Origin of the sequence: Xanthomonas sp. LMC-A-07 (assembly GCF_030208825.1) — a bacterium.
GTDB classification, from domain to species: domain Bacteria; phylum Pseudomonadota; class Gammaproteobacteria; order Xanthomonadales; family Xanthomonadaceae; genus Xanthomonas; species Xanthomonas campestris.
In genome coordinates, this window is sequence record NZ_JARVTF010000008.1 from 63,686 (window position 1) to 75,997 (window position 12,312).

Below are 12,312 nucleotides of genomic sequence, written 5' to 3' on the forward strand. Positions count from 1 at the left end.
TGAGTCCAGTGCCTGCAAAGCGCGAATGGTACCCTAGCAGGCCATGCCGGCCGGCAGCAGCCCGCCGCGTACTGGCCTGACGACCACCTCCCGACTTCCGGATCCAACGCATGTCTTTCTCCCGTCCCAGCGGCCGCACGGCCGACCAGCTGCGCCCCGTGCGCATCGAACGCGCCTTCACCCGTCACGCCGAAGGCTCGGTGCTGGTCAGCTTCGGCGATACCCGCGTGCTGTGCACCGCCAGCGTGGAGAACCGCGTGCCGAACTTCCTGCGCGGCAAGGGCGAAGGCTGGGTCACTGCCGAATACGGCATGCTGCCACGGTCCACCCACACCCGCTCCGACCGCGAAGCCGCGCGCGGCAAGCAAGGCGGACGCACGCTGGAAATCCAGCGCCTGATCGGCCGCGCACTGCGCGCCTGCGTCGACCGCAATGCCCTGGGCGAACGCACCATCACCCTGGACTGCGACGTGCTGCAGGCCGACGGCGGCACCCGCACCGCCGCCATCACCGGCGCCTACGTGGCGCTGGCCGACGCGGTGAACCTGCTGCTCAAGCGTGGCGACATCAAGAAGCATCCGCTGATCGGCGCGGTGGCTGCGGTCTCGGTGGGCATCTACCGCGGCGAGCCGGTGCTGGATCTGGATTACCCGGAAGACAGCGACTGCGATACCGACATGAATGTGGTGATGAACGACGGTGGCGGCTTCATCGAGTTGCAGGGCACGGCCGAAGGCCATGCCTTCCGCCGCGACGAACTCAACGCCCTGCTCGCACTCGCCGAAAAGGGCGTGGGCGAATTGTTCGAACTGCAACGCGCCGCACTCGCCGGATGAAGCGCCGCATTGCCCTGACCACCTTGCTGGTTGCCGATTACGACGCGGCGATTGCCTGGTACACCGGCGCACTGGGCTTCCAGGTGCTGGAAGACCGCGCGCTCGGCGAGGGCAAACGTTGGGTGGTGATCGGCCCGGGCAGCACGCAGGACGCCGGCTTGCTGCTTGCGCAGCCGGCCGACGCCGCGCAGCAAGCGCGGATCGGCGACCAGACCGGCGGGCGTGTGGATCATTTCCTCTACACCGACGACTTCTGGCGCGACCACGCTGCGATGCAGGCGTTTGGCGTGGAATTTCTGGAAACCCCGCGCGAAGAACCGTATGGCACCGTGGCCGTGTTCCGCGACCTGTACGGCACCAAGTGGGATCTACTGGAGCCCAAGCAATGAAACACCTGGTCCTGGCCAGCGGCAACGCCGGCAAGCTGGAAGAACTGCGTGCCATGCTCGCCGATCTGCCATTGCAGATCGTGGCGCAAGGCGAGCTCGGCGTGGAGGATGTGCCCGAAACCGGGCTCACCTTCGTCGAGAACGCCCTGATCAAGGCACGCCACGCCAGCGCGGTGACCGGTCTGCCGGCACTGGCAGACGACTCCGGGTTGATCGTCGATGCACTCGGCGGTGCGCCCGGTTTGTACAGCGCGCGCTACGCGGGCAGCCCGACCGATGCCAACGCCAACAACGCAAAGCTGCTCGAGGCCATGCGCGAGATCCCGGCCGAGCGCCGCAGCGCGCGGTTTTATGCCGTGATCGTGCTGCTGCGCCACCCGGAAGATCCGCAACCGCTGATCGCCGAAGGCAGCTGGGAAGGCGTGATCACCACCGCACCGCGCGGCACCGGCGGCTTCGGCTACAACCCGGTGTTCCTGGACCCGGTGCACGGCCTGACCGCCGCCGAGATGGACACCGCGCTGAAGAACCGCCTGAGCCACCGCGCAGTAGCGCTGGCCACGCTGCAGCACAAGCTGCACGCCCTGTCACTTTGATCCACGACACGCCGCTGTGCCCGACCTGATCCCACCGCCGCTCTCGCTGTACGTGCACCTGCCCTGGTGCGTGCGCAAATGCCCGTACTGCGATTTCAATTCGCATGCGGCCAAGGGCGCGCTGCCGTTCGACGACTACGTGGACGCGCTGATCCGCGACCTGGATGCGGACCTGCCGCTGGTGTGGGGCCGCGTGGTGCACTCGGTGTTCTTCGGCGGCGGCACGCCCAGCCTGTTTCCGCCCGAAGCGATCGATCGCTTCCTGCAGGCCGCCGCCGCGCGCCTGCGCTTTGCGCCAAATCTCGAAATCACCCTGGAAACCAATCCGGGGACCGCCGAGCACGGGCGCTTCGACGCGTACCGTGCGGCCGGGGTCAACCGGTTGAGCTTCGGCGTGCAGAGTTTCGACGACGCGGCATTGCAGCGCCTGGGGCGCATCCACGACAGCGCCGAAGCCGAGCGCGCGATCAAGCTGGCGCAGGACGCCGGCTACGACAACTTCAACATCGACCTGATGTACGCGCTGCCCGAGCAGACGCTGGCGCAGGCCGAGCACGATCTGGAACGCGCCTTCGCCCTGCAACCTACGCACCTGTCGCATTACCAGCTCACGCTGGAACCCAACACGGTGTTCTTCGCGCGCCCGCCGCAAGGCATTCCCGACGACGACGACGCCTGGGACATGCAGGAGCACTGCCAGCGCCTGCTCGCTGCGGCCGGCTATGCGCAGTACGAAGTCAGCGCCTACGCGCAGCCAGGGCGACAGTGCGCGCACAACCTCAATTACTGGCGGTTTGGCGACTATCTCGGCATTGGTGCCGGCGCGCACGGCAAGATCAGTTCCGGTGCCGAGCAACAGGTGTTGCGGCGCTGGAAGCACAAGCATCCGCAGAGTTATCTGGCCAGCGCCGGCAGCACGGCAGCGATCGGCGGCGATGAGCACGTGCCTGCCGCGCGGCTGCCGTTCGAATACATGCTCAACCTGCTGCGCTTGCATGAAGGCTTCCGGCTGAGCGATTTCGAAGCCTGCACCGGTCTGCCGACGCAGGTGCTGCAGGCACCGCTGGCACGCGCAATGGCGCAGGGCTGGCTGGTCGAACAGCATGGCCGCGTCGTGCCGACCGAGCTGGGCCGGCGCTTCACCAACGATGTGGTGGAGCTGTTCCTGCCCTGAGCCGGACGCGGGCGGTCGCTGGCGAAACGTGCTACATAGCTCACGCTTCGAAACGAGCCCTGCACGGATGTCCACGCCCGCTTCTTCCCTGCCGCACGCCCTCACCGGCCCGATTGCCGACGCCCCGGTGTCCGCGCGTGGCCGCCGCCTGCTGGCCACCGTGCATGCGCAATGCGCGCAAACCCTGGGCGGCCCGCTGCGACTGACCATTGTCGAGCTGGAGCGCGAACTGCTGCACCAGGCCGAATTCGCCCGTAACAGCCAGCAGCAGGCCGAGGCGTATGCGCAGATGCGCGGGTTGCGCGAGCACGTGGAGCGGTTTCCGCAGGCGTTCCTGCACCACCTGGCGCAGGCGCTGGCCGAACTGCGCGCGCCCAAGGTCGCTGCGCCATCGGCCGACGCGCCTACGCATCCGCAGATGTTGACGCTGGTGGAAGACACCGACATCGATCGCGACATCGTGCTCAACGACATCGCGCGCCGCGAAACCGCGCGACGTGCCGGTGTCTTGCAGTTACTGGCGCAGCGCTTGGCGGTGGTGGGCGCGGTGCCCGAATTCGAACTGGAAGCCGTGCCGCTGGGCCCATGGGCGTTGTGCCGGGTGTTGCGCCACTGCGGTGAGACGCTGGGCCTGAGTCTGGATGGCCAGCTCACGTTGTATCGCGTGTTCGAACGCCAGGTGATCGAGCGCCTGGGCGATCTGTTCGAGCGCATCAACGCCACGCTGGCCCACGAAGGCATCCTGCCGGGGCTGATTTACCACCCCTATCTGGTCAAGCCGACGCAGGTGCAAAACCGCCGGCCTGCTCCTGCTGCGCAGGGCATGACCAAGGACGCGAGCGCGGGCGCGGGCAAGCGTGCACCGGCGTCACGGCCAGCCACCGGGTGGAGCGGCCAGGCCGCACCGACCGCCTGGCAGAGCGCCTTGATTGAACCGTCCGCAGCGCCTTCACCGGCATCGACTGCAGCGCAGGATCAAGCGACCACACCGGCGCTGGCCGATGCGGTGCAGGCGCTCGGCGGGCTGATGTCGTCCGCGCGCCAGGGCCAGGCGGGCGCAGCGCAGGCGGGCAATGTGCAAACGCCCTCGTCATCGCTCGCGCAGCCAGGCGCCATGACGGCCGCAGCGACGGCCGCCGGACACTCCGCCAGCGCGCAGCCGCCTGCTACCGCCGTGCCCAAGGCCGCGCTCAACGCGGCACTGGCCAGCCTGCAAGGCGCCATCGCTGCGCCTGCCGCCGTATCGACCGCTGCACCGGCCGGCATCGAGGCAATCCAGCGCCAGCTGCTGGACGTACTGCGTACCCAGCACGGGCCGCAGGCTGCGTTGTCGGCGCAGGAGACCGACACCTTCGACCTGCTCGGCCTGCTCTACGCACAGATGCAGCGCGAGGTGCGTGAGCAGACCCCGGCGCAGGCGTTGTTGGCCAAGTTGCAGGTACCGGTCGTGCGCGCCGCGTTGGCCGATGCGCATTTCTTCGTACGCGACCAGCACCCGGTGCGCGAGTTGCTCAACACCGTGGCCGAGTCCGGCGCCGTGTGGCTGGGCGAAGATGACGTCGACCCGCAGCTACTGCAGAAGCTGGGCACCGCGGTCGACAGCATCGTGCATACCTACCAAGGCGATGAGACGGTGTTCGCCGCCGCCAACGAGGACATCCAGAGCCATCTGCGCACGCTGGCCCGCAAGGCCGAGGTGGCCGAGCGGCGGCATGTGGACGCCGCACGCGGCAAGGAACGGCTGGAATCGGCCAAGCAGCAGGCGCAGGCGCGTATCGAACAGGTCTGCGAGGACGCGGCGCCGCCTCCGCGCTTTGTGCAATCGCTACTACGCCAGGCCTGGTCGGATGTACTCACGCTCACCCTGCTGCGCCAGGGCGAGCAGTCGCCGGAATGGGACGAGCGCCAGGCGCTGACCGCCCGGATCGCCGAGGTCACCTGCCGCACCAAGGATCAACCCACCGATACCGCGCTGGGCAGCGAGGTGGAAGCCGCGCTGTTGCAGGTGGGCTACCACGGCGATGAAGCGGCGGCGATTGCGCGCCGCCTTTCCACGCCGGGCGGCGAGGACGCGCTGACCTCGCGCACCGAATTGACCGCCAAGCTCAAGGCCCGCACGCGCCTGGGCGATCAAGGCGACAGCGCGGCGCGCAAGCAGAACGCAGTGCCGCGCTCCCCGGAGGAAGAAGCCTGCTACACGCAGCTGCGCAGCCTGCCGTTCGGCACCTGGTTCGAGTTCGTGGTCAATCAGCAAGGCGATCTGCGCCGGCAGCGGCTGTCCTGGTACAGCCCGATGACCGACCACGCGCTGTTCGTCAATCAACGCGGGCAGAAAGTGGCCGACCATTCGCTCGACGGCCTGGCACGGCTGATGGCCGCCGGCCAGGTGCGTTTGCTGGTCGAAGAAAAATCGCGGCTGATCGATCGCGCCTGGCACGCCACCGTGCGCACGCTGCGCACGCTGGCCGGCCAATCCACTCCAGCGGACGCAGAGGCGCGCGCATGATCCAGGACACCCGCCGCGCCCCACGCCGCCAGCCGATCGACCTGGTGCCGGTCACCGACATGCTCAGCGAGGCGCAGATCGGCCGGCTGGGCAATGTTTCGGAAACCGGCATGCTGCTGCTAGCCTCGGTACCGCTGCACGACGATGCGCTGTATCAGCTGCGGTTCGCCCTACCCGAGCGCGCCGGCCGCGCCACCGAAATCGATGTCGGCGTGCACCTGCTGTGGTCCGAGGCGGCCCACGCACCAGGCCAGGCCTGGGCTGGCTTCCGTTTCCTGACCATGTCCGAGCCGCACCGCCAACGCCTGCGCGCCTGGATTGCGGAAGAGCATCTGGTCTAGCGCTCGGGGGCGCGCCGATGCCTGACGCGTTCGCGCGGAGTTGCAGCGCCCCAGGTGAATGCATGACAGCACCCGGCGGGCAGATGCACGGCGGCGGCGGCACGCAACCAACTCCCCCAGCTGCGCAGCTCACGCTCGCCGCACCAGGACAGCCTCACAACGATTGCGGCAAAATTGCGCATTGCCTTGCAACGCCGATCGAGCCCGTATGACCCAGCCATCCCTGAGCGCCCTGTATTCCGACCACCTGCGCACGCTCACCGCGCGCGCCGACCAGGCGCTGCAGCGTGGCGGCTTCGATCATCTGGTCATTCCCAGCGGCACCACGCATTACCAGCTGTTCGACGACCGCGACTACCCGTTTGCGGTCAATCCGCAGTTCAAGGCCTGGGTGCCGCTTACCCGCATGCCGCACAGCTGGCTGGTCTACACGCCCGGCAAGCGGCCGACGGTGATTTTCTATCAGCCGTTCGACTACTGGCACGTGGTGCCCGATGCGCCCAGCGGCTGGTGGGTGGAGCACTGCGACATCCACATCATCCGCACGCCGGAGGCCGCATTGCCGCTGCTGCCCGCTCGCACCGAGCGCTGCGCCATCCTGGGCGAAGCCGCCAGTGCGCTGGGCGCGTGCGTGCCCAACAACCCGGCCGGGGTGCTCGACTTCCTGGACTATCAACGCGCCTTCAAGACACCGTACGAACTGGCGCTCATGCGGCTGGCGCAGCAGTTGGCGGTGGGCGGCCACCGCGCCGCCGAGGCTGCGTTCCGCGCGGGCCAGAGCGAGTTCGGCATCCACATGGCGTACTGCAGCGCAGTCGGCCAGGACGCCAACGAATTGCCGTACGGCAACATCATCGCGCTCAACGAACACGGTGCGGTGCTGCACTACACCGAACTCGGCCGGCAGGCGCCGCAGCCACTGCGCAGCTTTCTGATCGATGCCGGCGCCTCGGCGCATGGCTATGCCAGCGACATTACCCGCACCTACGCCGCCGACGCCGGCAGCGAGTTCCAGGCGCTGATCGATGCGGTGGATGCCGCGCAGCTGCGCATGGGCAATGCGGTGCGTGCCAGCGTGGATTACAAGCAACTGCATGTGGACGCGCACCTGTCGCTGATGGGCATCCTGCACGATTTCGGCATCATTACCGTTTCGCCCGAAGCCGCGCTGGCCACCGGCGTCAGCGCCGCATTCTTCCCGCATGGCCTGGGCCATCTGATCGGCCTGCAGGTGCATGACGTGGCCGGGTTTGCAGCCAGCGATCGCGGCGGGCGCATCGAGCGCCCGGACGGCCACCCGTATCTGCGCCTGACCCGCGTGCTCGAACCGGGCATGGTGGTCACCATCGAGCCCGGCGTGTACTTCATCGACATGTTGCTGGACGAGGTCAAGAAAAACGGCCATGCCGCCAGCGTGAACTGGGACCGCGTGGCGCAGTTCGCGCCGTACGGCGGCATCCGCATCGAAGACGAAGTGGTCTGCACCGACGGCGCACCGGAAAACCTGACCCGCCCGGTGTTTGCCGCACCCTGATTCGCACTGCACAGCACGGAGCATCGCCATGAACGATCCACGCCAGACCTCGCACCCTGACCACCCGATGTACCAGCAGATCGAACGCGGCGTGCATGGGATCGACGCCGCGCACGGGCGCGCCCCAGACCAGACCAGTGCGCGACTGACCGCTGCCTTGTTGCCATTGGCCAAAGAAAGCGGCCTGTCGCGCGTGGATCACGTGCTGATGAGCGAAGCGAACAAGACCGGCGTGCACGGCGGCGAAAACGTGTTCGTGGTACAGGGCGACCCCGCCAACCCGGCACATCTACGCGCACACATGAAAACCGAGCAGGCACTGGCTACGCCCGAGGAACAGTCCTTCGAGCGTGCGCGGCAGATCGCTGCACCTGGCGAGGCACTGCAACAGCCAGAACGCATGCAGACGCCGCAGCTGGGTCAATAACACCGGCGGCGCGGCGTGCTTGCGGCGCGCCAGGCACGGTCACATCGACCGCGCACGCGCTGCTTTGGACGCACGCTCGGCACCGAGGCATCACGCCCATGGCGCATCTTGAATGCAATACGTTGCGCCGGCCGACTAAGCGGTTGCGGTGATGCATGGCCATGCCAAGCATCTAGCGTCTAGCGTCTCTGTGAGGATGCTGACGGCAAGGCGGCTGGCGCTTCTGACGATCGATCCGTCAGCAGCTACACGCGGAGGCCAGCCATCTCCGCTTCAATCTCGTCGGCGCTGCGCGCCAAGGCATCGGTCAGCACGCGGTGGCCGTCGGCGGTGATCAGCACGTTGTCTTCGGTGCGGATACCGATGCCGCGCCACTTGGCGTCCACGCTCGTATCGTCGGCCGAGACATACAACCCAGGCTCGATGGTGAACATCATGCCGGGCTCCAGCAGGCGCGACTCGCCCGCGAGGCGATACTCGCCAACGTCATGCACATCCAGGCCAAGCCAATGGCCGGTCTTGTGCCGATAAAACCGCTTGTAGTGCCCTTCGGCGAGGTTGCGCTCCAGCGTGCCTTTGAGCAGCCCCAAGCGCAGCAACCCTTCGGTCAGTGCCTGCACCGCCGCCAGGTGACCGGCCTCGTAGGCAATGCCCGGTTGTGCCTGCGCCAGGGCAGCCGCCTGCGCGGCGCCGACCAGATCGTGCAGGGCACGCTGCGTAGCGCTGAAGCGACCGTTGACCGGAAAGGTGCGGGTGATGTCGGCCGCATAGCCGCGGTATTCGGCGCCGGCGTCCACCAGCACCAGCTCGCCATCGCGGCTGCGCGCGTTGTTGGCGCGGTAATGCAGCACGCAGGCATTGCTGCCGGTGCCGACGATGCTGCCGTACGCCGGCCACGCATCGGCGGCGCGGAATTCGCGTTCGATCTCGGCCTGCAGTTGATATTCGTGCACGCCCGGGCGTGCCAACCGCATCGCCGCGCGATGCGCACGCACGCTGATGTCGGCGGCCTGCTGCATCAAGGCGATCTCGTCGCGCGACTTGAACAGACGCTGCTCGTGCAGCAGATGGCCCAACTCCAGGAATTCATGCGGCGGTTGCGCGCCATGGCGCACCTGCTCGCGCACCCGCTTGAGCCAGCCGATCAGCTTGAGATCGAAATCCACATCGCGGCCGAAGTGGTAGTAGACGCGGCTGCGTCCTTCCAGCAGGCCGGGCAGGATCTCGTCGACATCGTCGATGGGGTACGCATCGTCCATGCCGTACTGCGCCACCGCGCCTTCCTGGCCCACGCGCGGGCCGTCCCAGGCTTCGCGCTCGGCATCGCGCTCGCGGCAGAACAGGATTGCTTCACCGTGCTTGCGCCCCGGCACCAGCACCAGCACCGCCTCCGGTTCCGGAAACCCGCTCAGGTACCAGAAATCCGAATCCTGCCGGTACGGGTAATGGGTGTCGTGGCTGCGCACCCGCTCCGGTGCCGCCGGCAGGATCAGGATGGCCTGCTCGCCGGCCATCTGCATGAGCTGCTTGCGTCGTCGCGCGTACTCGGCCGCGCCAATGCCGGTGAGCTTCTTCATATCGTGCGGCGGTCAGTTCAGGCGTTGGCGAAAGCGCGGCCCCATTACGCAGTCGCCATGCAGCAACAGCACCGCCACGCGCACAAATTCCTCGATCTCGGCCAGGGCGGTGTCGTCTTCCTCGGCGGTATCGAAGTCGTCGCTGGACGCCTGCGCGAGCCGGGCCAGATCCTGCAGCGCTTCTTCGCCTTCTTCGGACAGTGCCGGGCGCTGCTGCGCCGCCAGGCCAAACCCGCCCAGAAACGCGCGGCACCAGTCGAACAGCGCATCCGTGCGTGCCGGCAGCGGCGCGCCGTCTTCGGTCAGCAGCAGTTCGAAGGCAAAGTCGCGGTCTTCCAGCTGCGCCACGGTGGCCTGCCGCATCTGGTCCAGGGCGCCGCCCTGCGCGGGGGCCACCTGCGCGGTGTCGGCCAGGATGCGCGCCAGCCAGTCGGCACTGTCGGCACCGCCGCCGGACAGCCAGCCGCACAGGCCGCCATGCAGTTCCGCCGCGGAGGAAGCCAGGTCCAACTGGCGACTTTCGTGTTGCACAGCGGCTACATCGGGCAGATCCATCAGGTCATCCAGGCTGAGTCGAAAAGATGCCGGCCCGGGGCCGGCGATATGACTGCCCAGTGTACCAAGGCACCCGCCGCTCGCCCCACTACCATGTTGCCGCGTTCCACGCGGTGCGCCCGATGAGCCGTCAACGCAGTGCCAGCCCTTGCGGCGGCTGCGATTGCGGCGTTTACGGCCGGCGCATGCAGGCGCTTGACCGGCGCGCGCACGCGCCCCTATCGTGGGCGGATGGACAACGCCGCCGCCCTCGCCCAGCTCCGCGCACTCGCCGCCCGTGTGGAGGCGTTGGTGGAGCGCACCCAGCGGCTCACCGACGAAAACCGCAGCCTGCGCCACCAACAGGAACAGTTGATCGGCGAGCGCGCGCAGCTGCTGACCAAGAACGAACAGGCACGCTCGCGCGTGGAAGCCATGATCGTGCGATTGAAGTCACTGGAGCAGCACACGTGAGCAACGAGCCGGTCAGCGTCCGTATTCTGGATCGTGAATACACGGTGGGAGTCACCGCCGAGGAACGCGAGAGCCTCACCGCCGCCGCGCGCCTGCTGGATCTGCGCATGCGCGAGATCCGCGGCAGCAACCGCATGGCGGCGGTGGATCGGGTCGCGGTGCTGGCCGCGTTGAATCTGGCGCATGAGTTGCAGCAGTTGCGCGAGCAGCAGGCCGTGTACGAACGCGAGCTCGCCAACATGCTGGACAGCATGAATCGGCGTCTAGATGGCGTGATCGATACACCGCGTTGAAGTGCAATACGCACTGTCATCGCAAATATGAATCTCCAGGAACGCATTACCGACGAATGGGCTAGCCATCGGGGCGCGGAGGTCTATAATTCACCTGCGTTCTCTGCTGTGAACGACGGTGTGCAAAACATTCGCCTTGTCCCTTAATTACGACCACGGGGGCGCGACGAAGCCGGGTGTGCAAGTCCGCCTTGTAGCGGGAAGCCCGATGGCCTCACAACGTCCCCACTTGAACCCCGGGTTCAAGGTCGTTTCGCACACATCGTCATGGCGGAGAATGCAATTTTTCTGAAGCGGCGCCCTAGGGCGCCGTTTCTTTTTGTGCGTTGTCCAATGTCACGTGCGCACGCACTCCGCGATGTGGTGACGCACTCATTGGTGTTCAATGCGCTCCCGCGAGTCACTTGGCCTGCGCCGCCTCGCACTCCCGCAACCGGGTGCGAACGCCGACCGCACCCTCCACGCGGCACGTTGCGATCAGTCATCCACGCATCAACACCGCGCAGCTAGGCATGCGCGCGCCCGCGGCCGACAATGCCGCTTCCCTTTGCGCCGAGATCCCGATGTCCGACGACCGAGATGCGCTGCGTCAGCAGTTACGTGCCGCGCGGCGCAGCCTGCCCGCTGCGCAACGCCTCGCCGCCGCCGACGCGCTGGCCGAGCGCTTGCTGGCGCTGCCGTTTGCACCGCAGCAGGGCGCGGTGGCCGGCTACTGGGCGATGGATGGCGAGATCGCGCTGCACCGCTGGCAACTGAGCCTGCCACCAGGTGTGCGCTATTGCCTGCCGGTGCTGGACGGGCGCGTGCTGCGCTTTGCACCGTGGAAGCCGGGCCAGGGCCTGGTCAGCAACCGCTATGGCATCCCCGAGCCAGACGTGGACCGTGCCGACACGCTGGGCCCGGAAGACATGGACCTGGTGGTGACGCCGTTGACTGGCTTCGACGCCGCCTGCGGGCGCTTGGGCATGGGAGGCGGCTGGTATGATCGCAGCTTCGCGTTCCGGCATCGCCAGGCGCCGCCGCCCTGGCTGGTCGGCGTGGGCTTTGCCGCGCAGCAGGTTCCCGCCTTGCCCGTCGCCGCCTGGGACGTGCCGGTGGATGCCATCTGCACCGAACACGCCACCTTCCTGAAAGACGACACCGTTCCCGCATGACTGCCCGCAAGCGCTATTGGCTGATGAAGTCCGAGCCGGACACGTTTTCCATCGATGACCTGGAACGCGTTGGCACCGAACCGTGGAACGGCGTGCGTAACTACCAGGCGCGCAACTTCATGCGCGATGGCATGCAGGTGGGCGATGGGGTGTTCTTCTACCACTCCAATTGCAAGGTGCCTGGCATTGTCGGCATCGCCAAGGTGGCCAGCACCGCCTACCCGGACGAGACCCAGTTCGATCCGACATCCGACTATCACGACCCCAAAGCCAAGCGCGAAGACCCGCGCTGGACGCTGGTGGACGTGGCGTTCGAGCGCAAACTCAAACGCACCATCGCGCTGGACGAGATCAAGCAGCACGCCGATGCCCTGGGCGACGGCTTCCCGCTGATCGCACGCGGCAACCGCCTCTCCATCCTGCCGGTGACCGCAGCGCAGTGGAAGTTGCTGCTGGCGATGGAATCGCCGTGATTCG

The 12,312-nt window shown here is 67.3% G+C and carries 14 protein-coding genes and 1 other RNA gene; 13 read left to right on the plus strand and 2 right to left on the minus strand.

The genetic code is table 11. From position 1 onward, the window contains the following. Positions 1-110 precede the first annotated feature (110 nt). The 8 genes from rph to QRM89_RS07825 all read left to right on the plus strand — a co-directional run bounded on the left by rph (position 111) and on the right by QRM89_RS07825 (position 7,803). Positions 111-836 carry a ribonuclease PH gene (gene rph, locus QRM89_RS07790; RefSeq protein ID WP_011038353.1) on the plus strand — a complete coding sequence of 242 codons (726 nt, stop codon included), beginning with the start codon at positions 111-113 and terminating at the stop codon, positions 834-836. Next, entirely contained in the window at positions 833-1,225 is a 393-nt protein-coding gene (locus QRM89_RS07795; RefSeq protein ID WP_011038354.1) for a VOC family protein, read from the plus strand. Before rph ends, QRM89_RS07795 begins: the two co-directional genes overlap by 4 nt. After that, complete coding sequence (gene rdgB / locus QRM89_RS07800) at positions 1,222-1,821, plus strand: RdgB/HAM1 family non-canonical purine NTP pyrophosphatase (protein ID WP_040940726.1); 600 nt, start codon at positions 1,222-1,224, stop codon at positions 1,819-1,821. The genes QRM89_RS07795 and rdgB overlap by 4 nt, the downstream gene beginning before the upstream one ends. Positions 1,822-1,837: 16 nt before the next feature. Beyond that, positions 1,838-2,995: a radical SAM family heme chaperone HemW gene (hemW, locus tag QRM89_RS07805; protein WP_285447719.1), complete on the plus strand. Its 1,158-nt coding sequence runs from the start codon at positions 1,838-1,840 to the stop codon at positions 2,993-2,995. A gap of 67 nt (positions 2,996-3,062) precedes the next feature. Continuing rightward, positions 3,063-5,501: a DUF1631 domain-containing protein gene (locus QRM89_RS07810; RefSeq protein WP_285447720.1), complete on the plus strand. Its 2,439-nt coding sequence runs from the start codon at positions 3,063-3,065 to the stop codon at positions 5,499-5,501. Beyond that, a complete protein-coding gene (locus QRM89_RS07815) occupies positions 5,498-5,842 on the plus strand; it encodes a PilZ domain-containing protein (RefSeq protein ID WP_042597600.1) in 345 nt (114 codons plus the stop codon). Before QRM89_RS07810 ends, QRM89_RS07815 begins: the two co-directional genes overlap by 4 nt. 208 nt (positions 5,843-6,050) lie before the next feature. Continuing rightward, positions 6,051-7,376, plus strand: a complete 1,326-nt coding sequence (gene pepQ, locus QRM89_RS07820) for a Xaa-Pro dipeptidase (RefSeq protein ID WP_285447721.1) — start codon at positions 6,051-6,053, stop codon at positions 7,374-7,376. A 28-nt stretch (positions 7,377-7,404) separates the two neighbouring features. Then, positions 7,405-7,803 carry an XVIPCD domain-containing protein gene (locus tag QRM89_RS07825; protein ID WP_285447722.1) on the plus strand — a complete coding sequence of 133 codons (399 nt, stop codon included), beginning with the start codon at positions 7,405-7,407 and terminating at the stop codon, positions 7,801-7,803. Positions 7,804-8,048: 245 nt separating this feature from the next. Here QRM89_RS07825 and QRM89_RS07830 read toward each other — a convergent pair whose 3' ends face one another. Together QRM89_RS07830 and QRM89_RS07835 are read right to left on the minus strand one after the other, a co-directional pair. After that, a complete protein-coding gene (locus tag QRM89_RS07830; RefSeq protein ID WP_285447723.1) occupies positions 8,049-9,380 on the minus strand; it encodes an aminopeptidase P N-terminal domain-containing protein in 1,332 nt (443 codons plus the stop codon). 12 nt (positions 9,381-9,392) lie between these two features. Further along, the gene (locus tag QRM89_RS07835) at positions 9,393-9,935 is read right to left on the minus strand and encodes a YecA family protein (protein WP_011038362.1); all 543 of its coding nucleotides are present in this window, start codon (positions 9,933-9,935) and stop codon (positions 9,393-9,395) included. Between the two features lie 231 nt (positions 9,936-10,166). On the opposite strand from QRM89_RS07835, the gene QRM89_RS07840 reads away from it, so the two are divergent. From QRM89_RS07840 to QRM89_RS07860, 5 genes are all read left to right on the plus strand, one after another. After that, complete coding sequence (locus QRM89_RS07840) at positions 10,167-10,388, plus strand: TIGR02449 family protein (RefSeq protein ID WP_011038363.1); 222 nt, start codon at positions 10,167-10,169, stop codon at positions 10,386-10,388. Then, complete coding sequence (locus tag QRM89_RS07845; protein WP_014508839.1) at positions 10,385-10,681, plus strand: cell division protein ZapA; 297 nt, start codon at positions 10,385-10,387, stop codon at positions 10,679-10,681. The genes QRM89_RS07840 and QRM89_RS07845 overlap by 4 nt, the downstream gene beginning before the upstream one ends. Positions 10,682-10,778: 97 nt before the next feature. Continuing rightward, a non-coding RNA gene (ssrS, locus tag QRM89_RS07850) (6S RNA) lies at positions 10,779-10,962 on the plus strand. A gap of 282 nt (positions 10,963-11,244) precedes the next feature. Then, positions 11,245-11,835, plus strand: coding sequence for a 5-formyltetrahydrofolate cyclo-ligase (locus QRM89_RS07855; protein ID WP_043921936.1), 591 nt, complete (start codon positions 11,245-11,247; stop codon positions 11,833-11,835). Further along, positions 11,832-12,308, plus strand: a complete 477-nt coding sequence (locus tag QRM89_RS07860; RefSeq protein WP_285447724.1) for an EVE domain-containing protein — start codon at positions 11,832-11,834, stop codon at positions 12,306-12,308. Before QRM89_RS07855 ends, QRM89_RS07860 begins: the two co-directional genes overlap by 4 nt. Positions 12,309-12,312 lie beyond the last annotated feature (4 nt).